This window comes from Kitasatospora hibisci (genome assembly GCF_043950205.1).
Classification (GTDB): Bacteria; Actinomycetota; Actinomycetes; order Streptomycetales; family Streptomycetaceae; genus Kitasatospora; species Kitasatospora hibisci.
On sequence record NZ_CP171642.1, the window covers coordinates 2,984,142 to 3,000,793 of the forward strand.

The 16,652-nt window shown below is 72.6% G+C and carries 11 protein-coding genes; 7 read left to right on the forward strand and 4 right to left on the reverse strand.

The genetic code is table 11. From position 1 onward, the window contains the following. Positions 1 to 250 precede the first annotated feature (250 nt). From ACF9IK_RS12655 to glgB, 4 genes are all read left to right on the forward strand, one after another. On the forward strand, positions 251 to 2,206 hold the full coding sequence (locus ACF9IK_RS12655) for an alpha-1,4-glucan--maltose-1-phosphate maltosyltransferase (RefSeq protein ID WP_395298553.1): 1,956 nt from the start codon (positions 251 to 253) through the stop codon (positions 2,204 to 2,206). Beyond that, a complete protein-coding gene (gene treS, locus ACF9IK_RS12660; protein WP_313765589.1) occupies positions 2,203 to 3,927 on the forward strand; it encodes a maltose alpha-D-glucosyltransferase in 1,725 nt (574 codons plus the stop codon). Before ACF9IK_RS12655 ends, treS begins: the two co-directional genes overlap by 4 nt. Before the next feature lie 267 nt (positions 3,928 to 4,194). Continuing rightward, a complete protein-coding gene (locus tag ACF9IK_RS12665) occupies positions 4,195 to 5,685 on the forward strand; it encodes a maltokinase N-terminal cap-like domain-containing protein (protein ID WP_395294317.1) in 1,491 nt (496 codons plus the stop codon). Positions 5,686 to 5,874: 189 nt separating this feature from the next. After that, positions 5,875 to 8,232, forward strand: coding sequence for a 1,4-alpha-glucan branching protein GlgB (gene glgB, locus ACF9IK_RS12670; RefSeq protein WP_395294318.1), 2,358 nt, complete (start codon positions 5,875 to 5,877; stop codon positions 8,230 to 8,232). A gap of 94 nt (positions 8,233 to 8,326) precedes the next feature. Here glgB and ACF9IK_RS12675 read toward each other — a convergent pair whose 3' ends face one another. Continuing rightward, positions 8,327 to 8,464, reverse strand: coding sequence for a hypothetical protein (locus tag ACF9IK_RS12675; RefSeq protein WP_395294319.1), 138 nt, complete (start codon positions 8,462 to 8,464; stop codon positions 8,327 to 8,329). Between the two features lie 89 nt (positions 8,465 to 8,553). On the opposite strand from ACF9IK_RS12675, the gene pta reads away from it, so the two are divergent. From pta to pyk, 3 genes are all read left to right on the forward strand, one after another. Beyond that, the gene (pta, locus tag ACF9IK_RS12680) at positions 8,554 to 10,740 is read left to right on the forward strand and encodes a phosphate acetyltransferase (RefSeq protein ID WP_395294320.1); all 2,187 of its coding nucleotides are present in this window, start codon (positions 8,554 to 8,556) and stop codon (positions 10,738 to 10,740) included. Continuing rightward, entirely contained in the window at positions 10,737 to 11,951 is a 1,215-nt protein-coding gene (locus tag ACF9IK_RS12685) for an acetate kinase (protein ID WP_395294321.1), read from the forward strand. The genes pta and ACF9IK_RS12685 overlap by 4 nt, the downstream gene beginning before the upstream one ends. A 94-nt stretch (positions 11,952 to 12,045) precedes the next feature. Beyond that, positions 12,046 to 13,473 carry a pyruvate kinase gene (pyk, locus tag ACF9IK_RS12690; protein WP_395294322.1) on the forward strand — a complete coding sequence of 476 codons (1,428 nt, stop codon included), beginning with the start codon at positions 12,046 to 12,048 and terminating at the stop codon, positions 13,471 to 13,473. Positions 13,474 to 13,577: 104 nt separating this feature from the next. Here the strand turns inward: pyk and ACF9IK_RS12695 are convergent, their stop codons facing one another. The 3 genes from ACF9IK_RS12695 to ACF9IK_RS12705 all read right to left on the reverse strand — a co-directional run bounded on the left by ACF9IK_RS12695 (position 13,578) and on the right by ACF9IK_RS12705 (position 16,457). Beyond that, a complete protein-coding gene (locus ACF9IK_RS12695; protein WP_395294323.1) occupies positions 13,578 to 15,011 on the reverse strand; it encodes a hypothetical protein in 1,434 nt (477 codons plus the stop codon). Next, positions 15,008 to 15,655 (reverse strand): DUF6114 domain-containing protein, encoded by a 648-nt coding sequence (locus tag ACF9IK_RS12700; RefSeq protein ID WP_395294324.1) that lies wholly within the window; start codon positions 15,653 to 15,655, stop codon positions 15,008 to 15,010. The genes ACF9IK_RS12695 and ACF9IK_RS12700 overlap by 4 nt, the downstream gene beginning before the upstream one ends. 133 nt (positions 15,656 to 15,788) lie before the next feature. Further along, positions 15,789 to 16,457 (reverse strand): DUF6230 family protein, encoded by a 669-nt coding sequence (locus ACF9IK_RS12705; RefSeq protein WP_395294325.1) that lies wholly within the window; start codon positions 16,455 to 16,457, stop codon positions 15,789 to 15,791. Positions 16,458 to 16,652: the final 195 nt, after the last annotated feature.

Sequence of the window (16,652 nt, forward strand, 5' to 3'; positions counted from 1 at the left end):
GGGTGCCGGGGCTATCCGTACGGAGCAGCAGGCAGAGCCGGCCCGACAACCCGGGGCCGAGGAGAGCCGACCCGCGGCACCGCGCAAGCGCACCACCACCCGGCGCAGCGCCACGGCCGCCACGTCCACCGCCGAGACCGCCACCGCGAAGGCCGGCGCAGCGCCCCGCAAGGCCCCCGCCCGGGCCGCGGCGGGTCGGACCTCCCCCGCCCGCAAGACCGCCGCCCGCAAGACGACAGAGAGCGACACCGTGATCGGCCGCATCCCCGTCCTGGACGTCAACCCCCTGGTGGACGCCGGCCGCCGCCCGGCCAAGGCCGTGGTCGGCGAGACCTTCCTGGTCACCGCCACCGTGTTCCGCGAGGGCCACGACGCGGTGAACGCCAACGTCGTCCTGCGCGACCCGCGCGGCCGCAGCGGCCCCTGGACGCCGATGCGCGAGCTCGCCGAGGGCACCGACCGCTGGGGGGCGTACGTCACGCCGACCGCGCCCGGCCGCTGGTCGTACCTGGTGGAGGCGTGGAGCGACCCGGTCTCCACCTGGCGCCGGACCGCCGCCGTGAAGCTGCCCGCCGGGATCGACACCGCACTGGTGCTGGAGGAGGGCGCGCTGCTGCTGGAACGGGCCGCGGGCGGGGTGCCGAAGAAGGAGGGCCGGGCCCACGTGCTGGCCGCGGTGGACGCGCTGCGCGACGCCGGGATGCCGCCGCTCTCACGGCTGGCCGCCGCACTCGCCCCCGAGGTGCTGGACCTGCTGGCCCGCTACCCGCTGCGCGAACTGGTGAGCGCCTCCCGCCCGCTGCCGCTTCAGGTGGACCGCGAGCGGGCGCTGTTCGGCTCCTGGTACGAGTTCTTCCCGCGTTCGGAGGGCGCGGTGGTGGACCCGGCGGGCGTCGAGCCGCCGCGCTCGGGCACCCTGCGCAGCGCCGCCGAGCGGCTTCCGGCGGTCGCCGCGATGGGCTTCGACGTGGTGTACCTGCCACCGGTCCACCCGATCGGCCGGGCCTTCCGCAAGGGGCCGGACAACACTCTGACGGCCGGTCCGCACGACGTCGGCTCCCCGTGGGCGATCGGCTCGCCGGAGGGCGGGCACGACGCCGTCCACCCGGACCTCGGCACCCTCGGGGACTTCGACCACTTCGTCGCCGAGGCCGCGGCGCTGCACCTGGAGGTGGCGCTGGACTTCGCTCTGCAGTGCTCGCCGGACCACCCGTGGGTGAACAAGCACCCGGAATGGTTCAGCCACCGCGCCGACGGCACCATCGCCTACGCGGAGAACCCGCCCAAGAAGTACCAGGACATCTATCCGATCAACTTCGACCAGGACATGGACGGAATCGTCAAGGAGACGATTCGAATCCTCCGGTTCTGGATGTCCCACGGAGTGCGGATCTTCCGGGTCGACAACCCGCACACCAAGCCCGTGGTGTTCTGGGAGCGCGTGCTCGGCGACATCGCCCGTACCGACCCGGACGTCGTGTTCCTGGCGGAGGCCTTCACCCGGCCCGCGATGATGCACACGCTCGGGAAGATCGGCTTCCACCAGTCGTACACGTACTTCACCTGGCGCAACACCAAGCAGGAACTCACCGACTACCTCACCGAGCTCTCCGGTGACTCAGCCGCCTACATGCGGCCCAACTTCTTCGCCAATACGCCGGACATCCTGCACGCGTACCTCCAGACCGGCGGCCGGGCGGCGTTCGCGATCCGCGCCGTCCTGGCCGCCACCCTCTCCCCCAGCTACGGCGTCTACGCCGGCTACGAGCTGTACGAGAACGACCCGGCCCACCCGGGCTCCGAGGAGTACCTGCACTCGGAGAAGTACGAGCTCCGCCCGCGCGACTGGAACCGCACCGACACCCTGGCCCCGCTGCTCACCGTGCTGAACCGGCTGCGCCGCCGCCACCCCGCCCTCCAGCAGCTGCGCGCCCTGCGCTTCCACCCGACCGACAACGACCAGGTGCTCGCCTACTCCAAGACCGCGACCACCCCGGACGGCCTCACCGACCACGTCATCACGGTGGTCAACCTGGACCCGCACCACACCCAGGAGGCCACCGTCACCCTCGACGGGGACGGGCCCTTCGTGGTGCACGACGAGCTCACCGGCGCCGCCTACACCTGGGGCCGGCACAACTACGTCCGGCTCGACCCCTCAGCCGAGCCGGCCCACCTCCTCACGGTTCGGAGGAACCCAGCGTGACAGTGAACGAGCCCGTCCCCGACACCTTCCCCGAGACCTCGAAGAAGAACCTGGACCCGGAGTGGTTCAAGCGTGCGGTCTTCTACGAGGTGCTGGTGCGGTCCTTCCAGGACAGCAACGGCGACGGGGTCGGGGACCTCAAGGGGCTCACGTCCAAGCTCGACTACCTGCAGTGGCTCGGGGTCGACTGCCTCTGGCTGCCGCCGTTCTTCGCCTCGCCGCTGCGCGACGGCGGGTACGACGTCGCCGACTACAAGTCGGTCCTGCCGGAGTTCGGCGACCTCGCCGACTTCATGGAGTTCGTGGACGCCGCGCACGCGCGCGGCATGCGCGTGGTCATCGACTTCGTCATGAACCACACCAGCGACCAGCACCCGTGGTTCCAGGCCTCCCGGGAGGACCCGGACGGCCCGTACGGCGATTTCTACATGTGGGCCGACGACGACAAGCAGTACCCGGACGCCCGGATCATCTTCGTCGACACCGAGACCTCCAACTGGACCTACGACCCGGTGCGCAAGCAGTACTTCTGGCACCGGTTCTTCTCCCACCAGCCGGACCTCAACTACGACAACCCCCGGGTCCAGGACGAGATGATCGCCGCGCTCCGGTTCTGGCTCGACCTGGGCATCGACGGCTTCCGGCTGGACGCCGTGCCGTACCTGTTCGCCCGCGAGGGCACCAACTGCGAGAACCTGCCGGAGACCCACGAGTTCCTCCAGCGGGTCCGCAAGGAGATCGACGCCGACTACCCGGACACCGTGCTGCTGGCGGAGGCCAACCAGTGGCCGGAGGACGTCGTCGACTACTTCGGCGACTTCGCCTCCGGCGGCGACGAGTGCCACATGGCGTTCCACTTCCCGGTGATGCCGCGCATCTTCATGGCGGTCCGCCGGGAGTCCCGCTACCCCGTTTCGGAGATCCTGGCCAAGACCCCGCGTATCCCGCACGGCTGCCAGTGGGGCATCTTCCTGCGCAACCACGACGAGCTGACCCTGGAGATGGTCACCGACGAGGAGCGCGACTACATGTACGCGGAGTACGCCAAGGACCCGCGGATGCGCGCCAACGTGGGCATCCGCCGCAGGCTCGCCCCGCTGCTGGAGAACGACCGCAACCAGATCGAGCTCTTCACCGCCCTGCTGCTCTCCCTGCCCGGCTCGCCGGTGCTGTACTACGGGGACGAGATCGGCATGGGCGACAACATCTGGCTGGGCGACCGGGACGGCGTGCGCACGCCGATGCAGTGGACCCCGGACCGCAACGCGGGTTTCTCCTCCGCCGACCCGGGCAGGCTCAGTCTGCCGCCCATCATGGATCCGGTGTACGGCTACCAGGTGACCAACGTCGAGGCTCAGCAGAGCAGTTCGAGTTCACTGCTGCACTGGACGCGTCGCATGATCGAGATCCGCAAGCTCAATCCGGCGTTCGGTCTCGGGACGTACACCGAGCTGCCCTCCAGCAACCCCGCGGTGCTGGCCTTCGTGCGCGAGCACGAGGGGGACCTGGTCATGTGCGTGAACAACTTCTCGCGGTTCGCGCAGCCGACCGAACTGGACCTGCGGCAGTACGGCGGGCGGTACCCGGTGGAGCTGATCGGCGGGGTGCGCTTCCCCTCGATCGGCGAGTGGCCGTACCTGCTCACCCTCGCCGGCCACGGCTTCTACTGGTTCCAGCTCCGCCGGCCGCCGCGGCTGAGCGGGACCAGGCGATCGAAGTAACGATCCGCCGGAGGCCGCGTCACCGCACCACCGCGGGCAGCACCGCGAGCACCACCTGACCCTCCGGGGGCGCGAGTTGAAACCCCGCGCCCCCGGAGTTCTCTGCACCACCGCGTACGGAGAACAGCCCAACGGCCACCCACACGAAGGCGTGACACCCGAGCGCCCTGCTCGCGTGCCGCAGCCGCCGCGCCGCCGAAATCCGGAAGACTGACGGACCCGGCCAGACCCGTCGGGCAGTCCGCCCGCTTCCGGGGAAAGGGAGTCATGTCCGAAACCTCCCGTTCTCAGGCCCACCTGCACCGCGACACCCCCGCCGGCACCGCCGTGCCGACGGGCCCGCGGGGCGCCGGGGCCCGGAGAACCGCACTGGGGGTCAGCGAACTCGTCCAGGCGGCGCTGCCGCTGATCGCCGAGTGGCTCCCCACCCAGCGCTGGTACGCCGGCAAGGGACGGCCCATCACCGGCCTGACCCCGGTGGTCGGCACCCCGCTCCAGGTCGGCGACCCCGCCCTGCTGCACCTGCTGCTGCGGGTCGAGCACGCCGCCACCGCCGGCGCCCCGCACGGGGACCTCTACCAGCTGCTGCTCGGCGTCCGCTCGCAGGGCCCGGCGGACATCGAGCCGACCGCGGTGCTCGGCCGGCTCAGCCAGGGCCCGTACGACGGCGCCACGCTCTACGACGCGGTGCACGACCCGGAGCTGACCGGACGGCTGCTGGAACACCTGGCCACCGGCGACCGGTTCGGCGCGCTGTCGTTCCGCCGCACCCCCGGCTCCGGCCTCCCCACCAACCTCCCCGGGCGCGCCTCCACCGCCGAGCAGTCCAACAGCTCGGTCATCTACGGCACCTCGTACATCCTCAAGCTGTTCCGGCGCGTCCACCCCGGCACCAACCCGGACCTGGAGCTCTCGCTGGCGCTCTCGCGGGCCGGCTCCACCCGGATCCCCCGGGTCGCCGCCTGGTTCGAGAGCCGCCTGGAGCGGGCCGAGCCGGCCACCCTCGGCCTGCTCCAGCGCTACCTGCCGGAGGCCGAGGACGGCTGGGAACTGGCGCTGGACCAGGTCGGCCGGCTCAAGGGAGACCCGTCGCCCGGCAACTTCGCGATCGAGGCGCACCGGCTCGGCCGGGCCACCGCGGAGGTGCACCGGGTGCTGGCCCGCTCGATGCCGGTGGCCCGGCTGGACCGGGCCCAGACCCGACAGCTGGCCACCGCGATGGCCGACCGCCTGGACAGCGCGGTGGCCGCCGTCCCCGGACTGATGCGCTACCGGGCCGCGCTGCGCAGCGCCTTCCAACAGCTCGCCGACGCCCACCCGGACGGGATGCCGGTCCAGCGGATCCACGGCGACCTGCACCTCGGCCAGGCGATGCGCACCCCGCACGGCTGGGTGCTGCTGGACTTCGAGGGCGAGCCGGCCAAGTCGGTGGCCGAGCGGCGCGAGCCGCAGACCGCGCTGCGGGACGTCGCCGCGATGCTCCGCTCCTTCGACTACGCGGCCGCCCACCTGCTGGCCGGCGGCCCGCCCGACCCGGAGCTGGCCCACCTGGCCGCCGCCTGGGCGCAGCGCAACCGCACCGCGTTCTGCGCCGGCTACACCGCCGGCGGCGGCACCGACCCGGCCGCCTCGCCGGAGCTGATGCGCGCGCTGGAGATCGACAAGGCGGTCTACGAGGTGGTCTACGAGGCCCGGCACCGGCCCAGCTGGCTTCCGATCCCGCTGGCCGCGATCAACCGGCTCGCCCTGACCGTCTGAACCGGGGCCGGCCGACCCGGGCCGGCCGCAACCCGGCCGCCCGCCCCGGCGGTCCGTCCCACCCGTCCCCTTCCCCGCCGCCCGCCCCGCCCACGTTCCCCCGGCTCCACCCCGCTCCCGCCCCCGGAGCAGGCCCACCTTGCCGCCGACGTTCCCGCGGCCACCCCGATTCCGCAGGAGGACCACGCCGTGACGCCGCTCGACCCGCCCGGCCGCACCACCCGTACCGTCCCCGCCACCTTCCTGGCGCCCGCGGACTCCCCCCGGCGCGAGCCCGCGGCGCCCGCCGCGCCCCGGCGCGCCGAACCGCAGCCGCCGGCGGTGGACGAGGGCCCCGCCGCGCCGGCGGGCGCACTGCGCCTGCCCGAGGCGCCGCTTCCGCCCGCCGAGGTGGACCGGCTGGTCGGCGGGAAGCACCACGACCCGCACGCCCTGCTCGGCGCACACCCGGTGCACGGCGGCACCGCGATCCGGGTGCTGCGCCCGTTCGCCGAGCGGGTGGTGGTGGAGACCGCGCACGGCCCGGCGGAGCTCACCCACCAGCAGGGCGGTCTGTTCACCGGCCTGCTGGCCGGCGGCGAGGTGCCCGACTACCGGCTGCTGGTGACCTATCCCGACGGCGCACCGCTGTGCCAGCACGACGGCTACCGCACCCCGCCGACCCTCGGCGAGCTGGACCTGCACCTGATCTCCGAGGGCCGGCACGAGCAGCTCTGGAAGGCGCTCGGCTCGCACGTGCGCACCGTCGGCGGGGTTCACGGCACCGCGTTCGCGGTCTGGGCTCCCAACGCGGTCGGCGTCCGGCTGATCGGCGACTTCAACCACTGGGACGGCACCGGGCACCCGATGCGCTCGCTCGGCTCCTCCGGCATCTGGGAGCTGTTCGTGCCGGGCCTGGCCGAGGGCACCCAGTACAAGTACGAGATCCACACCCGGCAGGGTTGGGTGCTCGACAAGGCCGACCCGCTGGCCCGGGCCGCCCAGTGCCCGCCCGGCACCGCCTCGGTGGTCACCTCGTCCTCGTACCGGTGGCAGGACGACGAGTGGATGGCCCGGCGGGCCCGCTCCGCACACCACCGGGCACCGATGTCGGTGTACGAGCTGCACCTGCCGTCCTGGCGGCCCGACCTCACCACCTACCGCGAGATCGCCGAGGAACTCCCGCGCTACCTCAAGGAGTTGAACTTCACCCACGTGGAGTTCATGCCGGTGATGGAACACCCGTTCGGCGGCTCCTGGGGCTACCAGGTCTCCGGCTACTACGCCCCCACCGCCCGGCTCGGCGCCCCCGACGACTTCCGCCACCTGGTCGACACCCTGCACCGGCACGGCATCGGCGTGATCGTCGACTGGGTGCCCGCGCACTTCCCCAAGGACGACTTCGCGCTGGCCCGGTTCGACGGCGAGCCGCTGTACGAACCGGCCGACCCGCTCCGGGCCGAGCACCCGGACTGGGGCACCCTGGAGTTCGACTACGGCCGTACCGAGGTGCGCAACTTCCTGGTCGCCAACGCGGTGTACTGGTGCGAGGAGTTCCACATCGACGGCCTGCGGGTGGACGCCGTCGCCTCGATGCTCTACCTCGACTACTCCCGCGAGGGCGGCGCCTGGACGCCCAACCAGCACGGCGGCCGGGAGAACCTGGACGCGGCCGCGTTCCTCCAGGAGATGAACGCCACCGTCTACCGCCGCTGCCCCGGCGTGGTCACCGTCGCCGAGGAGTCCACCGCCTGGGACGGTGTCACCCGGCCCACCGACGGAGGCGGCCTCGGCTTCGGACTGAAGTGGAACATGGGCTGGATGCACGACTCGCTGGTCTACATGTCCAAGGAGCCGGTGCACCGCAAGTACCACCACAACGAGATGACCTTCTCGATGGTGTACGCCTACTCGGAGAACTACATCCTGCCGATCTCGCACGACGAGGTGGTGCACGGCAAGCAGGCGCTGGTCGCCAAGATGCCCGGCGACTGGTGGCAGCAGCGCGCCAACCACCGCGCGTACCTGGGCTTCATGTGGGCGCACCCGGGCAAGCAGCTGCTCTTCATGGGCCAGGAGTTCGCCCAGGGGGCGGAGTGGGACCACGAGCACGGCCCGCAGTGGTGGGTGCTCGACGAGGCGTGGCCGGCCGCCGAGGAGCACCTCGGGGTGCGCCGCCTGGTCCGCGACCTCAACCGGCAGTACCTGGACGCCCCGGCCCTCTGGGAGCAGGACACGACCCCGGACGGCTTCCGCTGGCTCGACGGCGGGGCCGCCGACGACAACCTGTTCTCCTTCGTCCGCCACGCGGCGGACGGCACTCCGCTGGTCGCCGTCTGCAACTTCTCCCCCGTCGTCCGGCACGGCCACCGGGTGGGCCTGCCCGCGCTCGACGGCCGCGAGCAGCTCTGGGAGGAGGTGCTGAACACCGACGCCGAGACCTACGGCGGCAGCGGCGTCGGCAACTCCCACCCGGTCAAGGCCGAGACCACCGGGTGGAACGGCCAGCCCCGCAGCGCCGAGCTGGTCCTCCCCCCGCTCGCCACCATCTGGCTCCGCCCGGCCTGAGGCCCGGACCCGGCGGAAGGGGGCCGTCCGGAGTGGACTCCACTCCGGACGGCCCCCTTCCGGCGAGAGCACACGACGAGCCGCGGGCGGAGCCCTACACCGGGGTGATCAGCACCTCGTAGCCGTACGCGTCGGCACAGGCCGCGATGTCACCGGGGTCGGAGGTGAGGATCTCCTCCGCGCGGTAGAGCTCGGCGGTGACCACGACCACCGACCGCACTACGCCATGCACGGGCGGCACTACGGGATCGCGCGGGCCTTTCGCCCCTTGCCCGCAGGGCCCGCCCCCTGCTCGCGGACGTGTGATCGTGGTGCGAAGGTATGGTCGAGATGACCACTCTCTGGGACGACGGGACGGAGACAGCCGCCGTGGCGCGCAGCGTGTACGTGACCGGGATCGACCGGGGGGACGGCCGCCAGGCGGTCGAACTCGGGGTCATGGAACTGCTCACCCGCCAGGTGGACCGCGTGGGGGTGTTCCGGCCGCTGGTGCACGCGCACGCGCCCGGGGAAGCCGGCTCCGACCACGTGGTGGAACTGCTGCGGACCCGCTACCGGCTGGACCTGCCGGCCTCCGAGCTGTACGGCCTCACCTACGAGGAGGCCGCCGCCCTGCAGGCCGCCCAGGGGCAGGACGAGCTGGTCTCCGTCCTGGTCGACCGCTTCCGCGCGGTGGAGCGGCGCTGCCAGGCCGTGCTGGTGCTGGGCACCGACTTCGCGGACACCAACATCCCGGACGAGCTGGCCTTCAACGCCCGGCTCGCCAACGAGTTCGGCGCCGCCGTGCTGCCGGTGATCGGCGGCCACACCCAGGACGCCGAGGCGGTGATCGCCGAGGTCCGCAACGCCCACCGCGCCTACACCGACCTCGGCTGCGCGATGCTGGCGATGATCGCCAACCGGGTCGCCCCGTCCGCCAAGCAGCGGATCCAGCGCAAGCTCACCGAGAAGCTGGCGATCCCCGCGTACGTCATCCCGGAGGAGCCGGCGCTGGCTGCACCGACCGTCGCCCAGCTGGTCGAGGCCACCGGCGCCGAGGTGCTCACCGGAGACGCGGCGGGCCTGGCCCGGGACGTCCGCGACTTCGTCTTCGGCGGCGCCATGCTGCCCACCTTCCTGGACGCACTGACCGAGGGCGCCCTGGTGGTCACCCCCGGGGACCGTGCCGACCTGGTGATCGGCTCGCTGGCCGCGCACGCCGCCGGCGCGCCGCCGATCGCCGGCGTGCTGCTGACGCTCGGCCAGCACCCCGGCCCGAACGTCATGGCGCTGGCCGCCCGGCTGGCCCCCGGCACCCCGGTGGCGGTCGTCCCGGAGGGCAGCTGGCCCACCGCCGCCGCCCTCACCCACCTGGAGGGCAAGCTCTCCGCGACCAGCCCGAGGAAGGCCGAGATCGCCCTCGGGCTCTTCGAACTGCACGTGGACACCGCCGAGTTGACCAACCGGATCGAGGTCGGCCGGTCCGAGCGGGTGACCCCGATGATGTTCGAGCACGAGCTGCTGGAGCGGGCCCGCTCGGCCCGCCGGCACGTCGTCCTCCCCGAGGGCACCGAGGAGCGGGTGCTGCGCGCCGCCGAGATCCTGCTCCGCCGCAACATCTGCGACCTCACCCTGCTCGGCGAGCCCGACGCCGTCCGCCGCAAGGCGGCCGCCCTCGGCATCGCCCTGCCGGTCGAGGACCCGGCGGCCGACCGCGCCCAGGTCCGGATCGTCGACCCGGCCACCAGCCCGCTGCGCCGCCAGTTCGCCGAGCTCTACGCGAAGCTGCGCGCACACAAGGGGATGACGGTCGAACTGGCCCTCGACGTGGTCACCGACGTCTCCTACTTCGGCACCCTGATGGTCCAGGAGGGCATAGCCGACGGCATGGTCTCCGGTGCGGTGCACTCCACCGCCGCCACCATCCGGCCCGCCTTCGAGGTGATCAAGACCTCGCCGGGCGCGGCCATCGTGTCGAGCGTCTTCTTCATGTGCCTGGCCGACAAGGTGCTGGTCTACGGCGACTGCGCGGTCAACCCGGACCCGGACGCCCAGCAGCTGGCCGACATCGCCGTCCAGTCCGCCGCCACCGCCGCACAGTTCGGCGTCGAGCCGCGGGTCGCGATGCTCTCCTACTCGACCGGCACCTCCGGATCCGGCGCCGACGTCGACAAGGTCCGCAAGGCGACCGAGCTGGTCCGCCGGCTGCGCCCGGACATCCTGGTCGAGGGACCGATCCAGTACGACGCGGCGGTGGACGAGCACGTCGCGGCCACCAAGCTGCCCGGTTCGCCGGTGGCAGGCCGGGCCACCGTGTTGATCTTCCCGGACCTCAACACCGGCAACAACACCTACAAGGCGGTCCAGCGCTCGGCCGGCGCGGTGGCGGTCGGCCCGGTCCTGCAGGGTCTGCGCAAGCCCGTCAACGACCTCTCGCGCGGGGCGCTGGTCGAGGACATCGTCAACACCGTCGCGATCACGGCCATCCAGTCGCAGGAGCACGGCCCGTCGCAGGAGGCACAGCAGTGAGTGAAGGCACCCGGGTCCTGGTCCTGAACGCCGGCTCCTCGTCGGTGAAGTACCAGCTGATCGACATGCTGGACGGCTCGCGCCCGGCATCCGGACTGGTCGAGCGGATCGGCGAGGCCGGTGGCCGGCTGGTGCACACCCCGCGTACCGGCGGGAGGCGCGAGGCGGTGCAGGTCTTCGCCGACCACGACGCCGCGCTGAAGGCCGTCGCCCGGGAGCTGGCCGCCGACGGCATCGGTCTCGACTCCCCCGACCTGGCCGCGATCGGTCACCGGGTGGTCCACGGCGGCCTCCGGTTCACCGAGCCGACCGTGGTCACCGACGAGGTGCTCCGGGAGATCCGCCGGCTCATCCCGGTGGCCCCGCTGCACAACCCGGCCAACATCACCGGCATCGAGGTGGCCCGCGCGCTGCGCCCGGACCTGCCGCAGGTGGCCGTCTTCGACACCGCCTTCCACGCCTCGATGCCCGAGCACGCGGCCCGGTACGCGATCGACCGGGCGGTCGCGGACGAACACCGGGTGCGCCGCTACGGCTTCCACGGCACCTCCCACCAGTACGTCTCGCGGGCCACCGCCCGGCTGCTCGGCAAGGACCCGGCCGAGGTCAACGTGATCGTGCTGCACCTGGGCAACGGCGCCTCCGCCTCCGCGGTCTCCGGCGGGCGCTGCGTCGACACCTCGATGGGCCTCACCCCGCTGGAGGGCCTGGTGATGGGCACTCGTTCGGGTGATATCGACGCGGGCGTGGTGTTCCACCTGCACCGGGTCGGAGGCCTGTCCGTGGACGAGATCGACACCCTGCTCAACCGCCGCAGCGGCCTGCTCGGCCTCTGCGGGGACAACGACATGCGCGAGATCATGCGCCGCGCGGAGGAGGGCGACGCGGACGCCCGGCTGGCCTTCGACGCGTACGTCCACCGGCTGCGCAAGTACATCGGCGGCTACTACGCGGTGCTCGGCCGGGTGGACGCGATCGCCTTCACCGCCGGCGTCGGCGAGAACGCGGCCCCGGTACGGGCGGCGGCCACCGCCGGGCTGGAGGAGCTGGGGATCGCCGTCGACCCGGAGCTGAACTCGGTGCGCTCCGGCGAACCCCGGATCATCTCCTCCGCGTACTCCCGGGTGGCGGTCGCCGTGGTGCCCACCGACGAGGAGCTGGAGATCGCGCGGCAGGCGTTCGCCCTGGTCCACCGGACGTCCGCGGACTGACCCCCCGTCGTCTCGGTCCGCGAAATCCTTCGTCGGCGATTCCTCACGATTCGCGCCGAATGCACCTATAACACGAACGGATAGACTGACCGATATGCGCCGAGCGAAAATTGTCTGCACCCTGGGTCCGGCCACGGACTCCTACGAACAGCTGAAGGCCATCGTCGAGGCGGGCATGAACGTCGCCCGACTGAACATGAGCCACGGCACCCACGCGGACCACGAGGAGCGGTACCGCAAGGTCCGCCAGGTCTCGGAGGACACCGGCAAGGCCATCGGCGTCCTTGCCGACCTCCAGGGTCCCAAGATCCGTCTGGCGACCTTCGCCAACGGCCCGGTGACCGTCGACAACGGCGACGAGTTCATCATCACCACCGAGGACGTCCCCGGCGACCAGCACATCTGCGGCACCACCTACAAGGGCCTGCCCGGCGACGTGAAGCCCGGCGACCCGATCCTGATCAACGACGGCGTCATCGCCCTGGAGGTCGTCAGCGTCGACGGCCCGCGGGTGAAGACCGTGGTGGTCGAGGGCGGCGTGCTCTCGAACAACAAGGGCATCAACCTGCCCGGCGCGGCCGTGAACGTGCCCGCCCTGTCCGAGAAGGACAAGGACGACCTGCGCTTCGCCCTGGAGCTGGGCGTCGACATGATCGCCCTCTCCTTCGTCCGGAACGCGGCCGACATCAAGGACGTCCACGAGGTCATGGACGAGGTCGGCATCCGCGTGCCGGTCATCGCCAAGATCGAGAAGCCGCAGGCCGTCGAGGCCATGGAGGAGATCGTCCTCGCCTTCGACGCCATCATGGTGGCCCGTGGCGACCTTGCGGTCGAGTACCCGCTGGAGCGGGTGCCGCTGGTCCAGAAGCAGCTGATCACCCTGGCCCGCCGGAACGCCAAGCCGGTCATCGTCGCCACCCAGATGATGGAGTCGATGATCCACGCCTCGCGCCCGACCCGCGCCGAGGTCTCCGACGTCGCCAACGCCATCCTGGACGGCGCCGACGCGGTGATGCTCTCCGCCGAGTCCAGCGTCGGCAAGTACCCGGTCGAGACGGTCCGCACCATGAGCCGGATCTGCGAGAAGGCCGAGGAGGAGCTGCTCGCCCAGGGCCTGCAGCCGCTGAACCCGGGCCGCAAGCCGCGCACCCAGGGCGGCTCGATCGCCCGCGCCGCCTGCGAGCTGGGCGACTTCCTCAACGGCACGGCGCTGGTCGCGTTCACCAAGTCCGGTGACACCGCGCGCCGGCTCTCCCGCTACCGGTCGCCGATCCCGGTCATCGCGTTCACCCCGGACACCGCCACCCGCAACCAGCTGTCGCTGAGCTGGGGCGTGCAGGCGTACGTGACCGAGCAGGTGGGGTCGACCGACGAGATGGTCGCGCAGGTCGACCGCGAGCTGCTGCGCATGGGCGAGCTGGGCGAGGGCGACACCGTCATCGTCACCGCCGGCTCGCCGCCCGGCGTCCCCGGCAACACCAACATGGTCCAGGTCCACCACCTGGGCACCCGCGGCGAGTAGTCGCCCGGGAACGCCCGTGGGGCGGCCCCCTCCACTGTGGAGGGGGCCGCCCCACGGGCGTTGTCGGAGCCGGTGCGGGCGGCCCCGGAGACCCGCGCCCGGCCCTAGAGGTTGCCGACGTACGGCGTGTCGTCGTTGTAGAGCCGCATGCCGGGGATCTTCAGCGTGCCGCCGAACTGGCCGGCCTGGACCGCCGTGACCCCGGTCATCTCCAGCCAGAGCGGGATCTCCAGCTTGCCGATCAGGTCGTACAGCCACTGCGGCAGCGGGCCGTCCGGGGTGAGGGTGAGCTCGCCCAGGTCGATCGGGACCGGCAGGCCGAGCACCTTGGAGAGGTGGCCCGACATCCGCTCCACGTACATGGTGACCGGGCCCTTGCGCATGGTGGAGACCGAGCCCGGCGCGCCCTTGACGTGGAAGGTCTTGCCGTTGCCCTCCAGTGTCGACATGTCGAGGTTCTCGATGTCCACGCTGTCGACCACGAACTTCAGCACCCGTTTGGTGCCGGTGGGCGTCTGGACCTTGACCACGCCCATCAGCACGGCGTGGTTCAGCGTCAGCCGGCTGGTCTGCAGGGTCCAGTTCTGGTCCGGGACGAGGATCGGGTTGTCCGGAGTGTCCCCGGCCGAGAGGCCCTTCAGCGGGACGAGACAGTTCGGGTTCGCGCTCGGCGAGGCGGAGGCGGAGGCGGACGGCGTCCGGGCCCCGGACGACGGCGCCGCCGAGCCGGTGGCCTTGGTACCGGCGGACGGCTTCGCGGCGGTCTTGCCGCTGCCCGCCGAGGTGGACGCCGCCGGGCTGGGCGCGCCCGACGCGGCGCCGGACGGCGTGGCCGCGGGGGCCGGGCCTGCGACGGAGGACGGCGCGGGCGCCTGGGTGCCCGGGGCCGGGGCCGCCACCGCGCGGTTGCCGCCGGCGGGCGCCGGGGCGGCGGACGGTGCGGCCGGCGCCGGCGCCGCGCTGCCGGTGGAGGCCGACGGGCTGGGCGAGGCGCTCGGGTTCAGCAGGTTGGTGATGCCGCCGACGACGTCGTCGATCAGCCCGGCCTGGACCACCCCGCCGGAGCCCCCGGCGGTCGCGGACCGGACCGGGGCCGAAGCCGGGCTCGACGCGGGCGCCGGGGCCTGACTGCTCGGCCCGGACGTCGGAGCCGTCGGGGCCGCCGGAGTCGTGGAGGCCTCCGTCGGCGCGGGCGCCTTCGAGGGCGCGGCCGGTGCGGTGGTCGGGTCCGCCGGGAGCGGCACGGACGGACCGGGCAGCGGCGGGGGCAGTTCGCTCTTCGGAACGGGCGTCTCGGCGACCGTGGGCGGCTGCACCGGGGTGTCCGGCGCGCTGGCGCAGGGCTTCCCGGCGGCGGGCTCGGCGACGGCCGCGTTCGGCGTGTAGGTGGCGGCCATCAGCAGCGCGGTCGGCACCGCGGCCATGGCCAGCGCCCGCCCCCGCAGCCTGACCCGGACCGGCGTCCGGCGTGCGGCGTGCCGGCCGGAGCGCTGCTCCGGCCCGGCGGGCCTGCCCTGCTGCTCCTCCGGGGCGGTCACCGTGCCTCCTCGGCGTCGCCGCCCTGCTGCCGCGGGAGGGTGCCCTCGGCGGTCGGGGCCTTGTCGAGGGCCGGTCGCTCGCCCTGACCGGGCACGGCCGGCAGCGGCGCGGTGGCGGCCTCGGCGGCCGGCGGGACCGCCTTCTCCGGGGCGGCCTTCTCCGGGGCGGCCTCCGCGACGGGGTCGGCGGCGACGGCCGCGGCGGTGGCGGTGTCGACGGCCGGCTCGCTCGCAACGGGGTTCGGCGCCCAGGCGACCATCAGCCCGCCGCCGATCAGGCCCGGCAGCAGCGACATGCCGAAGCCGGAGAGGTTGGAGACCGGGATAGACACCAGGGTGAGCAGCATGGTGGCGACACCGGCGAAGATCCGCACGGCGGACTGGAACCAGGCGGTCAGCCCGAGCACGATCAGCAGGATGCCGATGATCAGTGAACCGGCGCCGGCCGTGGTGGCCATGGCCACCGTCATGCCGTTCAGCGAGAGCTTGGCGTAGGGGAAGTACATGATCGGGACGCCGGCGAACATGGCCAGCAAACCGCCGTAGAACGGCCGGGACCGGCGGAAGTTACGGAACACCCGGCGCACCCACTGGACGGGGTTCTCGTGGTCGGCGGGCCGCAGCTCGGCAAGGGCGCTGGACACGGTGCAGCTCCTCGATGGTGTGAACGAGGGGAGGAACGGGAGGGGGAGGCCCGGGGACGGCGCACACACCGTCCCCGGCCCCCCGGGTGCCGTGCTCGGCCACGGGTCGCAGGACCCGCCGCCGGTCAGCGGCCTAGTAGCACTCGTGCCCGCCGTCGGTGTGCAGGTTGAGCTTCAGGCCGTTCAGCGTGAAGGTGCCCGCCGAGGTGGCCCAGGCGGTCTGCTGCACGTTGTACAGGTCGGCCGCCTCGGCCGCCTGGGCGAAGCCGACCTTGCCGGTGGGCTTGGTGCTGCCCGGCAGCGCGCCCGTCCACTTCGCGGTCGCGGTGCCCTGGAGGGTCGCGGCGTCCTGGCCGATGTTGATGTTGGTGAACACGGCGTCCGCGTTCAGCTGGTCCAGGTCGATCAGCAGGTTCTTGGCGGAGACCTGCTTCGCCACGTCGTCGGAGTAGCCGGCCTCCAGACGCAGGGTGATCTTGGGCAGCTTCCACGGCAGGCCGGGGATGATGTTCGGGTCGGTCACCACCGACTGGCAGAGGCCCTTGATGGTGGCCGAGTCGAAGGCCGAGACGGCGACCGGGTGCGGAGTGCCGTTGGCCTCGGCGTCGATGGAGCCGAACTGCGCGAAGTTCTTGCCGTGCAGCTCCTGCGTGGTGACCTTGAAGCTCTGGCCGGAGACGCTGAACGACGCCGCCAGCGCGTTGTTCGCCATCGCGACGCCGACCGCGGCGGTGGCGGCGATGCCCGGCACCATCACGAGGGCGAAGCGCTTCCAGCGGGTCTTGCCGTAGGTCTGGGACATGCGAGTCCTCCTTCTAGGACGTACATCTCCGGCGCCCGGCGGTGCGTCCCGCACCGATGGGGGCCTGGGATGGGAGAGAGCTACGTCCTCGGTAGCGGAGAGCGCCGTGGGCGTCGTCGGACGCGGGAGCGGCCGGCACACAGCGGCACTCCCGTCCCTTCACCGACCACCCCTGCGGGGTGGCGGGCAGGACCG

Excerpts from the sequence above, each read along its gene's own strand:
- ACF9IK_RS12665 (WP_395294317.1), top strand. The coding sequence starts at position 4,195 with ATGTCCGAAACCTCCCGTTCTCAGGCCCACCTGCACCGCGACACCCCC.
- pta (WP_395294320.1), top strand. The coding sequence starts at position 8,554 with ATGGTCGAGATGACCACTCTCTGGGACGACGGGACGGAGACAGCCGCC.
- pyk (WP_395294322.1), top strand. The coding sequence starts at position 12,046 with ATGCGCCGAGCGAAAATTGTCTGCACCCTGGGTCCGGCCACGGACTCC.
- ACF9IK_RS12705 (WP_395294325.1), bottom strand. The coding sequence starts at position 16,457 with ATGTCCCAGACCTACGGCAAGACCCGCTGGAAGCGCTTCGCCCTCGTG.